Here is a 15,608-nt window from a genome sequence, read left to right as displayed (position 1 = left end):
AAGTGAAGAGGATTTCATCTTTATTATTTATTGTGGCGTTATCAACTCAAGCATTTGGAATGTCATTAGAAGAGTATAATACTCAAGTTGAGAAGATTAATTCGACAATTAAAGATGAGCAAATGCGCCTTCTTGTTAAACAAGAGCTGGCAAAAGAGATTGCGAAGTCTCTTTCAATGCAAAAAGCAGAAGTTAAAGAAGTAGAAGAGGCCCCTGCTGAAAAAGTAGAGCAAGAAAGTCCGAAGACAGTGCAAAATACTCAAGCAGTTCTAGTTCCTGAGTTTGTCGAGGAAAAAGACGATTTTAAATTTCAACTTGGAATCAGTGCCATTGCATCAACATTGGACTTTTATGAAAAAGATATAAACTTGATTGGAAGTGAACTTGCTGTAAGTGGAGTTAAATCAATTGATAATCACAAGTATCGTCTAGGATTAGTTATTCGTTCTTTACGAGCTGAATCGTACACTCTTGCAAATGGTGTAGAATATGAAATGTTGAGTAATGCTGATTACTCTGGTGCGGGAGTGAATTTCTCTTATACTTATATGGTGACAAGTAGCTTTGGAGTTGGTGCATATACGTCTTTCAACTATGGTGAGACTGATATTTGTAAAAACGGTCAGTGCTTGAGTCTTGATACAACAATTAGTGATATTGGGGCCCGATTTGATCTTAACTTAGCGGCCTGGAATCCTTACTTAACAATAGGCTATTCTTTATATAATATTGATGGACGTGAGTTTGATGCTGCTACAGCATACTTAGGATTATTAAATTTTGAATTCTAATTTTTAGGAGAGTAATGAGTCAATTCGATCTATTTGGAGCAGGTGAGAATGAGAATGAAGAAGTCGTCTACAATTTAAAAGATGGCACTGTAATCTATTATCCAAACTTCTTTGCTAAGACTAAGATTGAATTTAATGACTTGAAGAACTCCCTTAGATGGCAAGAAGGTGAAATTACTCTCTATGGTAAAACTCACGCGATTCCAAGACTACATGCTTGGTATAGTGATGAGAAAGAATATAGCTATTCTGGGGTTAAATTACCTCGCAATAATTGGAGCGATAATTTATTCATCCTAAAAGAAGAAATTGAAAAAATAACAAAACATCAATTTAATGGATGTCTTTGTAATCTATACCGTGATGGAAAAGACTATGCGGCTTGGCATAGTGACGATGAGGCAAGTCTTGGGAGAAACCCTGTGATTGCTTCTGCTTCATTTGGAGAGTCTCGTAAATTTGTTTTAAAGCATCGCTTTGATAAGTCCGTTGAAAAGGTTGAGATTGTTCTTGAAGATAAGAGTCTCTTAATTATGAAAGGCGCTCTTCAACACAATTGGAAGCATCAATTAAATAAGACGGCCAAACAGGTTGATGAGAGAATCAACTTAACTTTTCGTTATATTATCGACTAGCTTTCCCAGCTCTTCGAGCTCCAGTCATATAATTGGTAAGGAGTGTAGCGAGACTTATATTTCATAAACTCATTCTCTTCAATCCAGTAGCCAAGATAGTAATAATCGAGTCCCATATTCTTTGCATGCATAATTTCAGCAAGTGCTCCAAGATGCCCTAAACTCATTTTTTCAAATTGCGGATCATAGCAGAAATAAACACTACTTAAAGCATTTTGGGATTGCTCTAAAATTCCAAAAGCGATCAATTTATTATCAAAGAAGACTTCACTTAGTAGTTGGGTTCCAGTGAAACGATAGAATGTTTCTTTAAAGAGCAACTCGTTATCAATAATCGTTGCATCAATACTGTCGACAAAACGGTTTTGCCCATGTAGGCGATAAATCTCAAAATGCTTTTGCCTGTATAAAAGCGGTGAGAACTTTACTTGCAAACCTTTATTGTGATTTCTTTTTAAAAACTTTGATTGGTTCTTTGTAAGTTTGAATTTTTTAAGATCAACTCGAATGGGAATACACTTTTGGCAATTGGGACAAAGTGGCCTAAAGATGAATTGGCCAAACTTTCTCCAACCACGCTCAAGCAGAAAGTCTAATTCAGTATCATTTAATTCAGAACTAAAGAAGAACTCGTGCTGTTCCATTTCCTCTTTTAAATATGGACACTGATCAAGATCGCTAATTCGAGGGCTTAGAATCATTTTCATTTGATTATAATAGCATTAATTGGGTTTGTGTTGAAAGGCTTCTTGTTGTTTTATAAGCTCTTTTAATGGCGCAAGAAATTGATCCTTTTGACTCTCTTGAATATCACCTAGGGCAAGGAGAGTTGCTGTGATGGCCTCTAGAGTTGATAGGTGTGTCTCACCGCAAGACTTGCGAATGCTTTGATATATTGTCTTTTGATCATCTAATTCCAAGTGAAAGCAAGGCAGATCACTAAGCTGGGGCCATGTGTGATAGATCTTTCTGGCCTTCTTCCAAGTCCCATCTAAAGCAATAAAATTCTTGCTCTCTAATAAGTGAATATTTTCAACATTTAAGGCAATGGATTTTTCATTTTTAAAAAGTAGAAATGGCCTTAGTCCCTTAATTTCTTGCATCAACTCCTCGTTGATATTTTCACTCGTCACAAGTTCAATTTCTGGCGCAACCAGCTTCGCCAGCCTGGCCGTGTTAAAGGGGTGAAGTGCTTCTTTTTGATCTTGTAAAATGATCAGTCTATTTTCTAAAGGCACTTGTTCAATTGTGTGGCATAGACACTGGCCTTGTGGCCGTAGGCAATTGGGGCAATGGTTTCGTTTGGCCATAATTAGATATTTAATTCTTTATTGTACTTGTCCATTAGAATTGGTTTTCGGTAGTACATAATGAAGTAGATAATTGGATAAATAAGTAAATCAAATGCAAAGTTTTCAGTTTTATATTTGATATTATCTGTAATCTTTGTTTGGCCATTTCCAATATCGCGAATATGATAAGTATGAATCCACATTGTGAATGGAAATGGGGTTTCAATGGCCTCTGTTCGAATGATAATTCCATCAGAAGTTTCTTTCTTCTGAGTCACTTCGATAACCCAAGACTGGTAGTGGCCACAGATTGATGTAATTAGGTGAGTTTGATCAGATACAGAGTTACCGTCGAAGCGAGGCACTTCTAAATTGATAAAAGGAGGTGTCGCCTCCTGCATTGTATCGGCATTGAAATTATTCAAAATTTCTTCGACACTTGCATTAACAATGGTATTGATTACTAAACTCTTCATTCCATAGAATTATACATCTGATACTTACTTAACTCAACAACCAGTCTCTAATGTTTAAAAATAATAGAAAAACTTAACACAAAGTTAATTTTTACTTTGTTCGAAAATCTAAAACTATCTTAAGTTGATATGAAATGATTCATATGGCCAAATAGAATATAGTTGACCACTCAACCATGATGGCAAGGAGAAATCTATGAATTTAAAGGAAAGGTTAAAGCTCGAAGAGAAAGAGGCCAGGGATCTAGTAAAGGCCTATTGGCATTTTTCAAAAGTCAAACCTAAGAAGAAGGAAGCTGTTAGTGAGGAGGATGAAGAAAAGCTGGGAAAGCAGGTGGGCCTAATGCTGAACGAGTAGGTGTTGTGCGTGATCTCCTGGAGAGACGTAGGCAGAAAGAGGCCTTAAAGAAGAAACAAGAAGAACTTAAAAAGAAAGCTGAAAAAGAACTCAAAGAGTTTCAAAAAGAGTTAGAAAAGAAAGCCGGTAACGAATAGTTATCTAAGAGCTTTTGTCACACAGTTAGTAAGTCTCTTGTCTCCAGGGTTAAACTCTTGGAGGCATTTTTCGTAGATCTTAGTCGATAATTCATCGCAATTATCCATTCTCTCTTTTATACAGTGGAATGATATTAGTTGCTCAATTTCTATTCGTTGCTCATTAGGATCAACAGGAATTACTGGTGAAACCTTTCTAGGTTTAGGAGAAACTTTTTTCTTTCTTGTTTCAACGGTAATTTTCTTATTCTTGTAGTAGCGACGCTCTTGAGCTTGAGAGCGCTTCTTTGTGATCTCATTCCACTTTGCCGCTCTAAGTTTCTTATAGTAGAGAAGTTGTCTCTCTCTTTGAGTTAGGGGCTTCACAGGTGCTTGCTTAGTTGCACATGAGGCAATCAAGCTAGCAGATATGAGTAGAATGGTAAGCTTAAAAATCTTTAATAGCATCAACTAGAGTTTCGTCGTCAATAAATGGGTTGCGACTATTTTGAATTTCGTAAATTCGGTTATTGATTCTTACCTCAAATGCATCAACAGGATCATCATTATGCCATTTTCTCAAATAGAATTCCTGAGCTTCATCGATTGGAAGATTATAGCGAGTAGAGAAGTAGAAAAGTGCTCTTGCGATATTACCTCTAATTTCTTGAGGTGGTTCAAATGATGTTGTTGTTTCATTTGCATAATCGACTTCACCAATATGCGAAACCTGACAATTAGAATTCACAACTCTTCCATTAACTTCACCAAATGGGTGATTACTGCGTGATGAATTAGCTCTTGAATTTGCAGGAAATAAGTGATGAAGATCGTTCTTTTGAGTGTTGCGGCCTTCTCTTGGATTAAAGCGAGATTGAGGCCAACTGTGTTCACAATTCATAACTTGATGATTTGGAATTTGCATTTTTCCAATACCATCTCTTTCATCAACTTCTTGGTTACAGTAAATATCTTTTACGTAATATCCTTGAGAAGAAGTTTGAAGGTAAACATCTCCAAATAAATACTTTCTAGCTTCCTTATAATTTCTTGGAACTCTTTGAGTAAAACAATTTTGTCTACCCTTACAATCTTTAGCAAGTAAGTCGTTTTTATTTGGTGTTCTAATATGAGCAGATACTAAGATCTCTCTAAGCTTTGCTTTAATTTTTTCAGAAGAATTTATCGTTGTGTTTGAGATGAACTGGGCCGTATCCTCTGGGTAGTAAGAGTATTTCGTCAGTTGGGTTGAGTTGTAACCAGCAGACGCGCTGAAACTCATTTGAATGTAGATAAGCACCATAAGGTGACTAAGCTTAGTCATTTTAATTCCTTCCTTGGAATGATTATACTTTAACAAGAAAACATATCTTGGCCAATAAAAAAACGGAGCAAGAAACGGCCCATAAAAATCACATCGGGGCAATTTAAGAAAAATAAAATTGTAAGTGTCCTCTCTATCGCATATGCGAATCTTGTGTTAAATTGAAAAGATATCAATCACCAATTCAGATGTAAGAAAATTTATGAAAAGGAAATACTATGGGTGTTTTGGCAAGTAAAATTATTGGTGTGGGTTCTTACGTACCACCACAAGTTTTTAAAAACTCAGATATCGAAGAAATGATGAACACTTCTAATGAATGGATCGTTCAGCGCACAGGAATTGAGCAACGTCATTGGGTTGATTCAAAGACTTCAACTTCAGATCTTGCTCTTAAGGCGAGTGAAGAGGCCATCGCAAATGCAGGCATTAATAAAGAAGATATCGACATGATTATCTTAGCTACTCTCTCTCCTGATTTTGACTTTCCAGGTACAGGTTGTTTCTTACAAGAGAAGCTTGGGCTTTCAGAAATCCCAGCAATCGATATTCGTCAACAGTGTTCTGGTTTTCTTTATGCCATGACTGTTGCTGATAAATTTATTGTTAGTGGTTCAAATAAGAATATTCTTGTTGTTGGTGCTGAAGTGCACTCAAAAGGATTAGATCAAACTCCAGATGGACGTAATGTTTCTGTTCTCTTTGGTGATGGTGCTGGTGCAATTGTTATGAGTGCGACAGAAGTTAATGATAAGAAGACTGAGCCTTGCTTTATCGATGCTTCTCTTCACAGTGAAGGTAAGTATGCTAAAGAGCTTTGGCTTCCTGCTGCAGGAACTGGTTTTGATTCAACGGAAAGACTTTCACAGGCAATGCTTGATGAAAAACTTCACTACCCACAAATGAATGGGAAGACTGTCTTTGTACACGCTGTAAAAAGAATGACTGAAGCACTTTCAAAGCTTATGGCCAAAAATGGTGTAACAGTTGATGATGTTGATGTTTTCTTATTCCACCAAGCAAACTTAAGAATCAATTCTAAAGTTGCAGAGGTGATGGGAATTCCTGAAGAGAAAGTTTTCAATACAATTCAAAAATATGGAAATACAACTGCTGCGACAATTCCTCTAGGAATGCACGATGCGATGAAAGAAGGTGTTCTAAAGCCAGGTATGCTTGTGGCAAGTGCTGCATTCGGTGCTGGCTTTACTTGGGCCGCTTCTCTTTACCGCGTGTAAGGGTGCCATGCACCTTTGGTTTCGCAACTGCTAAAAAGCCTCCGTACTGGAGGCTTTTTTATTTTATAATTTCAGTTAGTTATTTTATATTTCTAGTTTTTTGCTAAGGCCTGTGATTTTCTTCACAATTATACTTTTTTATTCCGATATTTAATTATAATGATTTTTGAGAGGAAGCTAGATGGATAAAGAACTACTAGAAGTATGGAAGTTAGTCTTAAGTCTTATACATATGGATGGCGTTATCTCTTCATCAGAAGAGAAGTGGTTTAAGGAAAAAATAAATGAATTAAGGTCTCACAAGCTTTTAAATGCGACTGAAGAAGACATTGAAGCCTTAAAGCTAAGTTTTAGTCAACCTATAGGAAACTATGTTGAAGCGATCTCACAAATTAAGACACCCGCAAGAAGGTCTTTTATTTTACACATGGTTCGTACAATTGGACATTTAGATAATAATTTTTGTGATAATGAGAAAAAGGTATTTAAAGATATTGAGAGTATTATCTTGGGTGATTTAAATCTTGAGGATATTGAATCTCAGAATCAAAAGATGGAGTTAGATAGTTATGAATTTAAGAACTATTATCAAATTGATGAAAGAGATTCATTCATAACTGTTTTGGCAAAAGTTGTAGCTAAATATCTATGATATTTAATTTTTTTGATAACTTAATAGAATTAATAAAACAATTCACACCTGAGTTTTTACATCATGATCTATTTATACTTTTGATAATAAATCTGTTTATCTCTATCTTTGTAAATTATGCAATTAAGCTAATTTCAAAATACTCAAACAAAATAACTGATAAAAAAGAGAGGGATAAGAATACACTTATTATTGCTTATCTCTTATGCTGCTTTATATTTAGCTTCTTGTTACTTGATACACAGAAGGGAATATACACTATTTTGATAATTTATTTGGCCTTAGCTCTTTTATTTTTCTTTATTTATATCGTTTCCCGACAGTATGAGAAGTGGGGCATACCAACTGAGTTTGATGGTGATTTAAGGATTGTCAAGGAGCCACGATTTAAAGATTTCACGATTCTGGCATGTCCAAATTGTAAGACAAGAACAATCTCTTGGATACATGCAGTTAAAGTACCTCAAACTTGTGGTGTGTGTGAAAAGAAGTATAAGGGGATGATTTCGATAAGATTAAATCGATTTTTTTTGTCTGTTTCTTTTTTATCTCTGGCACTAGGTTTATACCTCTTAACAGTGCCTGGAATATCCAAAAGTATTTGTTCGCTAATTATGTTTAGTGGCCTTGTTGCACATATGATTTATCGAGTAATACCTAAGGGGCCAGAGGAAGTTAAGGAAGACATATTTGTAATTAATAAACATAAATAAGTGTTTAGAACATCTTTTTAAATTTCTATTTAATAAAAAAAGCCTCCGAACTGGAGGCTTTGTATTTTGCTTTTTTATTGGCAGTAGTTGTAATCGCGGAAGTAGCGAGCACAGAAGTTTTGTGGGAAGCGACAGTCATCCATATTGCTTGACCAGTAGCTTGCACTTTGGCAGTACTTTGTGTCTTGTTTTTCAACATTAACAATGAACTTTCCAGTAGCAACTTCGCGTCCATTTTTTTCTAGCTTGTACTCGATTTCATTTTCACCGTAGTAGTTAAGTAGTGGCCTTTGAAGTAGAGTGTAGATCCAAAGATTGAACTTCTTAGAACTTTCACCTTTTTCAGCATCAAATGAAGATGACTTCGATTTTTTGCGTCCCTTGTGGTCCTTGTAGTATAGAGTTACTTCGTCTGCATCAACTCTTTCACCTTCGTCTAGAACAAAGCGTGAAAACTCAGATGGGCTTAAGTAATTTGCACTACAATTTACGTAGCGAATTTGGTGCTGATTTCTGTCATTACATGTTAAGCGGATACTCCCTTCAACAGGGTTGGAAGCTAAATCATTTCCAATTTGAAGTCCTGCACCGAAAGCAGGCAGAAGCATTAGTAAACTAATTAGTACTTTCATTATAAACTCCTTTTTATAATCCTATTAATGATATTAAGGAGTTTTAGTTTATGCAATTTTATCTAGCTTAAAGATAGAACTTGTAAGTTTATGAGTTAAAGCTCACGCGCTTTAAGTTTAGCGTAATTGTAGATTAATTCACGCCAGTTTTGCATAAGCGCAGGGGCCGTAAGCTTAACAAGTTTTGGATCGCTTGGAATATAGTCGTAAAGAAAGTATTCCATGGCAAATTGAATTGTCTGCATACCGATATATAACTCAGTAAAGAAGTCGATATCACCCTTTTGATAGTAGGCGATTAATTCGGCCACGTCTTGGTGGTATTCACATGAGCCGCATCCGTTACACATTCCGTAGTTTTCAACAAAGGCCAGGTGCTGCTGAGTTTGAGTTGCAATAACTTGCTCCCTCTCATCTGAGTCAGCACTAAAGCTCTCAACTAATTCAAGTGCACGTTCCGGATACTGATTGATGGCCATGAAAATGCGCTCATAGAATGTAGCGTATAGGGAAGTAAAAATTGAATCTTCAATTAGATAGTAGAAGAAGTCTTCTGTGGATTTTGTTCCAGCTTTTAAGTTTTCATAACTAGCAAGGGCCATCTTAAGAGGTGCATCTTCAAACTCTTCTAATTCAAAGAAGATTTTTGCAAGCTCTTGTTTGCCAAGATCGAATTCACTCTTGTGCTTAAATTTTGAAAACATGAACGCCTCCACATAAGTTCTTGTTCTAGATTTTATCAAATTAAATTAAATCAAGAACTTATGTGGAGTGAGTGGCAGAAAGTGCCAGTCTTATGGGCAAGGTATAGTAAATACCTTGTGTATTTCTTCGATGCGATTAAGAGTGTCGCTATCAAGAGTCACTTCACTTGTGGCAAGGTTCTCTCTTAATTGCTCCATCGTCGTTGCACCGATGATATTTGATGTATTAAATTCACGCTTGTTCACAAAGGCAAGAGCAAGAGTTGCAGGAGAGAGTCCAACATCGCTAGCAAGTTCGACATAAGCTCTGATCGCGTTTTGTGCATGCTCTGAAGAGTAGCGTGTGAAGTACTCACCGTATTCAGTTAGGCGAGAATTTGCAGGTTTCTTTCCATCTAGATACTTTCCAGAGAGCGCGCCAAAAGCAAGTGGTGAATAAGCAAGTAGTCCGACTTTCTCACGAATTGCCATTTCAGCAAGACCAACTTCAAATGAACGATTAAGTAGAGAGTATGGATTTTGAATTGAAACTGGGCGTTCAATATTTGTTTCTTTGGCCGCTTCAAGGTATTTCATAACTCCCCATGGTGATTCATTTGATAATCCCCAGTGAAGAATCTTACCTTCTTTAATAAGCTCATCCATGGCCTCCACTCTTTCATTGAAGCTTACTTCAATCTCAGGTGTGATATGCTCGTAATTTAGACGGCCAAAGAAATTTGTCACACGTGATGGCCAGTGAATTTGGTAGAGGTCTAAGTATTCAGTGTTAAGTCTTTTTAGAGAAGCTTCACAAGCTGTTTTAATATCGCTTTTTGAAAAGGCGATCTTTCTAATGTCACTATTTCTAATGTAGCTATCCATTGATCCAGGGCCTGCAACTTTAGAAGCAAGAATAAACTTGTCTCTGTGAGTTTGCATCTTATCCCATTTACCAATGAATTGTTCTGTCTTTGTGTATGTACTTTGTTGACCAGGAACTGGATACATTTCAGCTGTATCAATAAAGTTAACTCCATAGTCGAGCGCTAGATCAAGTTGCTCATGGGCCTCTTCAATTGTATTTTGCTCACCCCATGTCATTGTCCCAAGACAAATTTCACTGACTTTAATATCTGTATTTCCAAGTTGATTAAATTTCATAAACCCTCATTTATATTTGGTTTTATTATTGCTGCTTAACCATTTCTTCTAATGGAAGCTGTGTTTGTTTCTTGATGTAATTTACTAGAGTAAAAATAATAATCACTGTCACAATTAAAGTTGGTACAGAGATCACTGGGAAGCTAAGTGCAGTCATTCTTCCTAAGCTCTCATTAAACTCAACTGTTCCAGGGGCGCCTTTAAGGACGATGACCGCTAGAACATAATTTAAAAATGCTGACAGAAAGAATGTTGAAGAGAAGTAGAATCCTGCAATGTGAATCTTTTGTTTGAAGTCGTCGTGTAAACCTCTTGCTTCAAAAGCCAGGTGGATTTTTTCCATATCAAAAATTTGCTCAAATAAAGTTCTTATCAGTGGCTTCTTTGTAAATTGAGAAGCAAGTACAAAAAGACCAATTACAAGTGGAACAGCAGTTTCTTTGACAATCATCCATGTGCGATCTAGTTCTAAAAGACCAATTCCGCCTGTTAGCAGAACGCTCACAAGACCAATGGCCGCAATCCAGTTAAACTTTCTTTTAGAGATAAAGTCCCATGCACCATAGAGAAGTGGAAAAGCAAGGGCAATGATAAGAGCATTAACTTGTCCTAGTTTTTCAGGCCCTGAGAACTTCGTTAGTATTACTGACGGAATCACAACATTACAAAGAATGTTGATGAACGGGTTTTCATTTTTTTCGTTTTTACTTTTTTGAATATTCGTTTCAGTCGAATCTGACATTTAAAATCCTTTTATAATTTGCTCTTCATAATACCTAAATCAATAAAGTAGGAAAAGGTTTAAAAGACCAATGTGAAAACTCGGGTATTGTAACAACTTCTTACAACCTGAAATCTGAACTTGTCTTAAGAAAATTTAAATGAAATCATTTTTTTTACCCGAATTACTTTTGATCACGGATGAACATAAGGATAAATCATGAAAAAACTATTTCTTGCACTAGGTATGACGTGCGCACTGAGCGCTTCAGCTCAAAATTACAATGGTTACATTGTTAAATTAAAGCCAGGTTACGAATCTTTTGTTAACACAAATATGGCCGATGCTCAGGTTAGAAAACTTAGCTTTGGTACATTTGCTGTTGTTAAGCAAAAATTCGAAGGTCTTGTACAAGACCCAGCGGTTGAGTATGTTGAGAAAAACTGGATTATTAACTTAAATGAATTCTCTGCACCTCAACAAGATGACTCTTCACTAACTGAAAATCGCGATGAACAATTTTCTAAGCAGTGGGGACTTTTAAATGATGGAAGCAACTCTGGTGGTTGGTTTTCAAGAGGAAAAGCTGGTGAAGACATCAATGCAACTGCTGCATGGAATGTTGAAACAGGTAATCGCGACCTAGTTGTAGCTGTTATTGATACAGGTGTTGACTACACTCACACTGATCTTAAAGCTAACACTTGGAAGAATGAAGGTGAAATCGCAGGTAACGGAATTGATGATGATGGAAACGGATTCATTGATGATGTATACGGATATGACTTCGCAAATAAAGATGGTGACCCAATGGATGGCCACTCTCACGGAACTCACTGTGCTGGTGTAATTGGTGCTCGTCACAATGGAACTGGTATTATGGGTGTAATGGCAAATGTTAAAATTATGTCGATTAAATTCCTAAGTGATAGTGGTTCAGGTGAAACAATTGATGCAATCTCTTCAATTGACTACGCTGTTGCTAATGGAGCAAAAATTCTTTCAAACTCTTGGGGTGGAGGAGAGTACTCTGAAGCACTTAAGGAGTCGATCGAAAACGCACGTGATAAAGGTGTTCTTTTCGTAGCTGCAGCAGGTAACTCGAGGATGGATAATGATTCTAGGCCAACGTATCCAGCAAATTATGATGTTGCTAACGTGATCACTGTTGGTGCAATGGATGGAAAAGGTAACCGTTCATCATTTTCTAACTATGGACAAGAAACAGTTCACGTATTTGCTCCAGGATCAAATATTCTTTCAACTGTTCCAAATAACCGTTATAAGAAAATGTCTGGGACTTCAATGGCCACGCCAATGGTTTCAGGGGTTCTAGGGCTTCTACTTTCAAAAGAAGATGGACTATCTTTTTCTGAAATTAAAGAAAGAATTTATTCTACTTCTGTACCTAATCCAGGACTTATCACAAAAGCTAAGTCTGGACGTATTGAAGCTTACCGCCTACTTAACAATATCCAAAACTAGTGATATATAAAGAGGGGAGTTGCTATAAGAGCGACTCCCTTTTTTATTTATGAAAATCAAACTGCCAGAATTTCTTATTCGAAAATTAAAGATGACTCCTTATCATAAGCTAGGTGGCGCCGAGGGCGTTCAAGAATTTGTTAATAACTTCTACGAAATCATGGATACTGATCCTAAGGCCTCAAAGTGTCGTGCCATTCACGCAAGCTCACTTGAGAGTGCTAATAAGAAGCTCTTTATGTTCTTATCGGGCTGGCTAGGTGGCCCAAGTTTATATATTGAAAAGTATGGCCATCCTCGTATGAGAAAGCGTCATTTTCCATTTAAGATTGGTTTCGCTGAAAGAGATGAGTGGCTCTATTGTATGAGAAAGGCCATGGATAAGAAGCAGCTAAAGCCTGAGTTTGATAAAGAACTCTGGGGCGCTTTCGAAAGATTCGCTGAGCATATGAGAAACCAAGACTTTTAGCTCTTTGATTTCGATTCCGCAAAAAACTTCGTAATTTAATTCATTTAAAAGTTCAAGACAGCGTTCAAAGTGAGTTCTAAACGCACTTTCTTGCTTCATCTCTAGCTTTAATAGTCCTGCTGCAATTTTGATAATGGCCTTAAATAAAATGGCAAAGTCATCCGTGCGGTTATGTTCATTCCACAATGACTCTAGGTAGGCATGGGCCTCCCAGAAATAGCCTTCATTAACTAAGTCTATGGCAAATAAATAATCTTCATTATTTTTAAAAGCTTCACTGGAACCTAGGCGAGCTGTTTGGGGCTCGCCGCTTTCTTCCATATGGCCACCAGGTTTTAAGGGGTGAGGATTCACTCCTGGACGAAACCTATATGGTGGTAGTGCTCGAGTGGAATATCTTATGAAAGTCTCCAATCGAAATCAAAGAGAAGCTTTCCTTCATCAATATGAACTTGAGAAACAATCTTTGACCAAATTTTTTCATTTGGATCCCACTGAAATCTTGCTCGTGCAACCTTATGCTTGATAGCGTTGAATTTTTCAACTTCTTGACGGTTCTTCCAATTTGGTGCCTTAAGTTCTGCAACAATACGTACTTTAGGTGCACTCGCTAATTTTGCCATACGTGCATAGTCGTAGTGAGATGCAATCTTAAGCATTGCAAGAACATCAGTAACCGCTCTATGTGGAAACGGGTTAATAAAGCCATGTGAGTGCTCGAGAAGAGCCATCGACTTGTGAGTGATTCTTCTTGGGTACTCAACATCTTCCTGAGTATCAATCCAAACTTTATTTGGCATCTCGATACCATATCTTTTAAACATGGCCGTTAGCATCGGCTTGTCATATTTTGCGCCATTGTGGGCCATCATATAGTCGGCCTTCTTCATAAGTAGGGCAACTCTTTCAAGGGCCATCTTGATTTCATCTCCACGGCGGCCCCACTCAGCAAGTAATTGTTCGTCAATGCCTGTAAGCTCAATAACTTCTTCTGTAAGTTTTAAGCGATCTTTTTCATCGATAAGTTCAGAGAAGACTCTAACTGGAGAGTTGATACGTGTGTCCCAAAGAACCGCTCCAATTTCTGTAACGCGGTCAACTTCAAGGTTTACACCTTTTTGCGTTAAATTTTCGTTAATACCTTCTAAATCAACTCCAAGAATGAGCATTTGACGTCCTTTTGTTGGTCTTGCTGTGTGCCATAAGATTAATTGACAATATTCTGACTTATTTAGGACAATTATTAACGATACGTTTAATATTGTAAATGCTGGGATTACTTAGATTTAATGAAACCTTATATTGTACTTATATTCACGGCGTTAATTGTTGCCTTCTTTTCTGGAAGTTTTGTTTTAAAAACTTTCGCACCTCGTTTTGCTAGTCAGTATCAAATTGACGAAATTAACGAGTTAAAAGTTAAGATGCAGACCACGATTACTCCTTACGCCATCGTCAACTTCTCATCACTATATTATTCCGATGAGCAGTTCCAGCTTCTTAATCCATCTCTTGCAATTGAAGAATTTGATGCATCTCTTCTTTCAAGTTCAAAGGGTTGTTCAAATATTGAAATTCTTCAGTCTCAATTAACGGGAACACGCAAGAAGGGAGTATGGGAACAAATTCGTTGTGGCAGAATCAGAAATATCCCAAATTGGTTTGTGAAATCACCTCCCTATATTCACGAGTCGGGAGTAAGTTACGCTTATCTCTTATTTCAATATCAATTGGCCACAGGTCAGGCCTCTCAGACGTCTTGGGTAAGACGTAGACTTTCATACTTTCATGTTTCAGAGCTTGCTCAACTTCAACGTGAGATTGGGCCACTTGGTGGGATCTATGGACTTCTAGCAAGTCTTTCACAAGAAACTCTTCAGGATATTATTAATGAAGAGGGGACAATCCTTGCTAAGAACTTCTTACTTGCTAGGATTAAATACCCAAGACAGTACAATGTCTTAGAATATCGTTTCTATGCCAATGACTCCATTGAAAGATTCTTAGACCAGACACCCTATCAAATCACAAGAGCACGTGCTGGAAAGTGGTGTGTTTATAATGATGGCCCAATTTGTTGGAGACAGAACACAAGGCATCTCCTACAGACTGTTTCGACATCAACCCTGACTTCATTTACTGGGATTATTGTTATCTTCTTTATCATTCTTTGGCTGCTCTTTAGTAAAATTAAGGATGATAAGATTGAAGAAAGTCGAAAGAAGATGGCCCTTCAGGTTCTAACTCACGAGTTTAGAACTCCTGTTGCATCTCTCCTTCTTATCGTCGAAAAAATGAATCGCTCTTTGGGGTCTTTGCCGGAAGACCAGCAAGAAGATGTTCTTCGTATTGCGGGTGAGGTTTACCGCCTACAGCGTTTGACGGAGAAGTCAAAGCACTACCTTCAGGGTTCAAATGCTTCAGGCATGTTAACCTTCAGTTATGAAAAGTTAGATCATTTAGAAGATCTTATTTATGATACAATCATTCCTATTAAGGAAACTTACGATAAGGAAATTGAAATCTCTATTGAAGTCAATGATACGATCTTTGTTGATTATTACTGGTTTCAAATTTTAATAAAGAACCTTGTTGAGAACTCTTTTATTCACGGTGCAGAAAAACACTATTTGAAGATTTATGAGAAGGATAAATTCTTTGTTATTGAAGTAGGTGATGGTGGTGAGATCACAAAGGATCTCGATACACTGACAAGTGAATTCGTAAAAGGTTCAAAGAGTTCTGGTACTGGTTTAGGTTTAAATATTATTAAAAATATTGTTGATGAATGGGGCGGAAAAATTGAGTTGGTAAAGAAGCCGACGAAATTTATTATTACGCTACCTAAAAGGAAGTAAG

The 15,608-nt window shown here is 37.0% G+C and carries 21 protein-coding genes; 10 read left to right on the top strand and 11 right to left on the bottom strand.

All coding sequences use genetic code 11. The features are described from left to right. Window positions 1–2: 2 nt before the first annotated feature. Window positions 3–791: a hypothetical protein gene (locus tag ABMA72_RS03120; RefSeq protein WP_393056025.1), complete on the top strand. Its 789-nt coding sequence runs from the start codon at window positions 3–5 to the stop codon at window positions 789–791. 14 nt (window positions 792–805) lie between these two features. Beyond that, entirely contained in the window at window positions 806–1,426 is a 621-nt protein-coding gene (locus ABMA72_RS03115; RefSeq protein WP_393056023.1) for an alpha-ketoglutarate-dependent dioxygenase AlkB family protein, read from the top strand. On the opposite strand, the gene ABMA72_RS03110 is transcribed toward ABMA72_RS03115, so the two are convergent. Genes ABMA72_RS03110 through ABMA72_RS03100 form a run of 3 tightly spaced genes read right to left on the bottom strand, consistent with a single transcriptional unit; the run spans window position 1,423 to window position 3,194 of the window. Then, complete coding sequence (locus ABMA72_RS03110) at window positions 1,423–2,133, bottom strand: arginyltransferase (RefSeq protein ID WP_392855967.1); 711 nt, start codon at window positions 2,131–2,133, stop codon at window positions 1,423–1,425. The genes ABMA72_RS03115 and ABMA72_RS03110 overlap by 4 nt on opposite strands. A 15-nt stretch (window positions 2,134–2,148) precedes the next feature. Continuing rightward, window positions 2,149–2,736, bottom strand: a complete 588-nt coding sequence (locus ABMA72_RS03105) for a tRNA-uridine aminocarboxypropyltransferase (protein ID WP_392855966.1) — start codon at window positions 2,734–2,736, stop codon at window positions 2,149–2,151. Between the two features lie 2 nt (window positions 2,737–2,738). Beyond that, window positions 2,739–3,194, bottom strand: coding sequence for a hypothetical protein (locus ABMA72_RS03100; RefSeq protein ID WP_392855963.1), 456 nt, complete (start codon window positions 3,192–3,194; stop codon window positions 2,739–2,741). A gap of 196 nt (window positions 3,195–3,390) precedes the next feature. On the opposite strand from ABMA72_RS03100, the gene ABMA72_RS03095 reads away from it, so the two are divergent. Together ABMA72_RS03095 and ABMA72_RS03090 are read left to right on the top strand one after the other, a co-directional pair. Continuing rightward, window positions 3,391–3,552: a hypothetical protein gene (locus ABMA72_RS03095; RefSeq protein WP_392855962.1), complete on the top strand. Its 162-nt coding sequence runs from the start codon at window positions 3,391–3,393 to the stop codon at window positions 3,550–3,552. A gap of 5 nt (window positions 3,553–3,557) precedes the next feature. Continuing rightward, window positions 3,558–3,689 carry a hypothetical protein gene (locus tag ABMA72_RS03090; protein WP_392855961.1) on the top strand — a complete coding sequence of 44 codons (132 nt, stop codon included), beginning with the start codon at window positions 3,558–3,560 and terminating at the stop codon, window positions 3,687–3,689. Here ABMA72_RS03090 and ABMA72_RS03085 read toward each other — a convergent pair whose 3' ends face one another. Continuing rightward, window positions 3,690–4,136, bottom strand: coding sequence for a hypothetical protein (locus ABMA72_RS03085; RefSeq protein ID WP_392855959.1), 447 nt, complete (start codon window positions 4,134–4,136; stop codon window positions 3,690–3,692). Next, on the bottom strand, window positions 4,117–4,992 hold the full coding sequence (locus ABMA72_RS03080) for an endonuclease I family protein (protein ID WP_393056020.1): 876 nt from the start codon (window positions 4,990–4,992) through the stop codon (window positions 4,117–4,119). Before ABMA72_RS03080 ends, ABMA72_RS03085 begins: the two co-directional genes overlap by 20 nt. Window positions 4,993–5,210: 218 nt before the next feature. On the opposite strand from ABMA72_RS03080, the gene ABMA72_RS03075 reads away from it, so the two are divergent. From ABMA72_RS03075 to ABMA72_RS03065, 3 genes are all read left to right on the top strand, one after another. Beyond that, the gene (locus ABMA72_RS03075) at window positions 5,211–6,230 is read left to right on the top strand and encodes a 3-oxoacyl-ACP synthase III family protein (RefSeq protein WP_392855956.1); all 1,020 of its coding nucleotides are present in this window, start codon (window positions 5,211–5,213) and stop codon (window positions 6,228–6,230) included. Between the two features lie 181 nt (window positions 6,231–6,411). Further along, entirely contained in the window at window positions 6,412–6,882 is a 471-nt protein-coding gene (locus tag ABMA72_RS03070; RefSeq protein ID WP_392855953.1) for a hypothetical protein, read from the top strand. Further along, window positions 6,879–7,595 (top strand): hypothetical protein, encoded by a 717-nt coding sequence (locus tag ABMA72_RS03065; RefSeq protein ID WP_392990044.1) that lies wholly within the window; start codon window positions 6,879–6,881, stop codon window positions 7,593–7,595. Before ABMA72_RS03070 ends, ABMA72_RS03065 begins: the two co-directional genes overlap by 4 nt. Window positions 7,596–7,669: 74 nt before the next feature. On the opposite strand, the gene ABMA72_RS03060 is transcribed toward ABMA72_RS03065, so the two are convergent. From ABMA72_RS03060 to ABMA72_RS03045, 4 genes are all read right to left on the bottom strand, one after another. Further along, window positions 7,670–8,227 carry a hypothetical protein gene (locus tag ABMA72_RS03060; RefSeq protein ID WP_392855949.1) on the bottom strand — a complete coding sequence of 186 codons (558 nt, stop codon included), beginning with the start codon at window positions 8,225–8,227 and terminating at the stop codon, window positions 7,670–7,672. Between the two features lie 95 nt (window positions 8,228–8,322). Beyond that, window positions 8,323–8,931, bottom strand: a complete 609-nt coding sequence (locus ABMA72_RS03055; RefSeq protein ID WP_392855948.1) for a hypothetical protein — start codon at window positions 8,929–8,931, stop codon at window positions 8,323–8,325. A gap of 90 nt (window positions 8,932–9,021) precedes the next feature. Then, window positions 9,022–10,074: an aldo/keto reductase gene (locus tag ABMA72_RS03050; RefSeq protein WP_392855946.1), complete on the bottom strand. Its 1,053-nt coding sequence runs from the start codon at window positions 10,072–10,074 to the stop codon at window positions 9,022–9,024. Between the two features lie 25 nt (window positions 10,075–10,099). Beyond that, window positions 10,100–10,816: a VC0807 family protein gene (locus ABMA72_RS03045; RefSeq protein WP_392855944.1), complete on the bottom strand. Its 717-nt coding sequence runs from the start codon at window positions 10,814–10,816 to the stop codon at window positions 10,100–10,102. 198 nt (window positions 10,817–11,014) lie between these two features. Between ABMA72_RS03045 and ABMA72_RS03040 the strand changes: the two genes are divergently transcribed. Both ABMA72_RS03040 and ABMA72_RS03035 read left to right on the top strand, forming a co-directional pair. After that, on the top strand, window positions 11,015–12,280 hold the full coding sequence (locus tag ABMA72_RS03040; RefSeq protein WP_392855942.1) for a S8 family peptidase: 1,266 nt from the start codon (window positions 11,015–11,017) through the stop codon (window positions 12,278–12,280). A 49-nt stretch (window positions 12,281–12,329) separates the two neighbouring features. After that, window positions 12,330–12,749, top strand: a complete 420-nt coding sequence (locus ABMA72_RS03035; RefSeq protein WP_392855941.1) for a group II truncated hemoglobin — start codon at window positions 12,330–12,332, stop codon at window positions 12,747–12,749. Here ABMA72_RS03035 and ABMA72_RS03030 read toward each other — a convergent pair. Then, on the bottom strand, window positions 12,672–13,070 hold the full coding sequence (locus tag ABMA72_RS03030; RefSeq protein WP_392855940.1) for a DUF309 domain-containing protein: 399 nt from the start codon (window positions 13,068–13,070) through the stop codon (window positions 12,672–12,674). The genes ABMA72_RS03035 and ABMA72_RS03030 overlap by 78 nt on opposite strands. Before the next feature lie 77 nt (window positions 13,071–13,147). Beyond that, window positions 13,148–13,918: a 3'-5' exonuclease gene (locus ABMA72_RS03025; protein WP_392855938.1), complete on the bottom strand. Its 771-nt coding sequence runs from the start codon at window positions 13,916–13,918 to the stop codon at window positions 13,148–13,150. 120 nt (window positions 13,919–14,038) lie between these two features. On the opposite strand from ABMA72_RS03025, the gene ABMA72_RS03020 reads away from it, so the two are divergent. Next, complete coding sequence (locus ABMA72_RS03020; RefSeq protein ID WP_392855936.1) at window positions 14,039–15,607, top strand: sensor histidine kinase; 1,569 nt, start codon at window positions 14,039–14,041, stop codon at window positions 15,605–15,607. Window position 15,608 lies beyond the last annotated feature (1 nt).

This window comes from Halobacteriovorax sp. CON-3, from assembly GCF_043196995.1.
Lineage (GTDB): Bacteria > Bdellovibrionota > Bacteriovoracia > Bacteriovoracales > Bacteriovoracaceae > Halobacteriovorax_A.
This window is presented reverse-complemented; position numbering and strand designations above follow the sequence as displayed.

Coding starts and splice junctions, on each gene's coding strand:
- ABMA72_RS03115 (WP_393056023.1), top strand. CDS start 806: ATGAGTCAATTCGATCTATTTGGAGCAGGTGAGAATGAGAATGAAGAA.
- ABMA72_RS03110 (WP_392855967.1), bottom strand. CDS start 2,133: ATGAAAATGATTCTAAGCCCTCGAATTAGCGATCTTGATCAGTGTCCA.
- ABMA72_RS03105 (WP_392855966.1), bottom strand. CDS start 2,736: ATGGCCAAACGAAACCATTGCCCCAATTGCCTACGGCCACAAGGCCAG.
- ABMA72_RS03100 (WP_392855963.1), bottom strand. CDS start 3,194: ATGAAGAGTTTAGTAATCAATACCATTGTTAATGCAAGTGTCGAAGAA.
- ABMA72_RS03095 (WP_392855962.1), top strand. CDS start 3,391: ATGAATTTAAAGGAAAGGTTAAAGCTCGAAGAGAAAGAGGCCAGGGAT.
- ABMA72_RS03085 (WP_392855959.1), bottom strand. CDS start 4,136: ATGCTATTAAAGATTTTTAAGCTTACCATTCTACTCATATCTGCTAGC.
- ABMA72_RS03080 (WP_393056020.1), bottom strand. CDS start 4,992: ATGACTAAGCTTAGTCACCTTATGGTGCTTATCTACATTCAAATGAGT.
- ABMA72_RS03075 (WP_392855956.1), top strand. CDS start 5,211: ATGGGTGTTTTGGCAAGTAAAATTATTGGTGTGGGTTCTTACGTACCA.
- ABMA72_RS03070 (WP_392855953.1), top strand. CDS start 6,412: ATGGATAAAGAACTACTAGAAGTATGGAAGTTAGTCTTAAGTCTTATA.
- ABMA72_RS03065 (WP_392990044.1), top strand. CDS start 6,879: ATGATATTTAATTTTTTTGATAACTTAATAGAATTAATAAAACAATTC.
- ABMA72_RS03060 (WP_392855949.1), bottom strand. CDS start 8,227: ATGAAAGTACTAATTAGTTTACTAATGCTTCTGCCTGCTTTCGGTGCA.
- ABMA72_RS03055 (WP_392855948.1), bottom strand. CDS start 8,931: ATGTTTTCAAAATTTAAGCACAAGAGTGAATTCGATCTTGGCAAACAA.
- ABMA72_RS03050 (WP_392855946.1), bottom strand. CDS start 10,074: ATGAAATTTAATCAACTTGGAAATACAGATATTAAAGTCAGTGAAATT.
- ABMA72_RS03045 (WP_392855944.1), bottom strand. CDS start 10,816: ATGTCAGATTCGACTGAAACGAATATTCAAAAAAGTAAAAACGAAAAA.
- ABMA72_RS03040 (WP_392855942.1), top strand. CDS start 11,015: ATGAAAAAACTATTTCTTGCACTAGGTATGACGTGCGCACTGAGCGCT.
- ABMA72_RS03035 (WP_392855941.1), top strand. CDS start 12,330: ATGAAAATCAAACTGCCAGAATTTCTTATTCGAAAATTAAAGATGACT.
- ABMA72_RS03030 (WP_392855940.1), bottom strand. CDS start 13,070: ATGGAAGAAAGCGGCGAGCCCCAAACAGCTCGCCTAGGTTCCAGTGAA.
- ABMA72_RS03025 (WP_392855938.1), bottom strand. CDS start 13,918: ATGCTCATTCTTGGAGTTGATTTAGAAGGTATTAACGAAAATTTAACG.
- ABMA72_RS03020 (WP_392855936.1), top strand. CDS start 14,039: ATGAAACCTTATATTGTACTTATATTCACGGCGTTAATTGTTGCCTTC.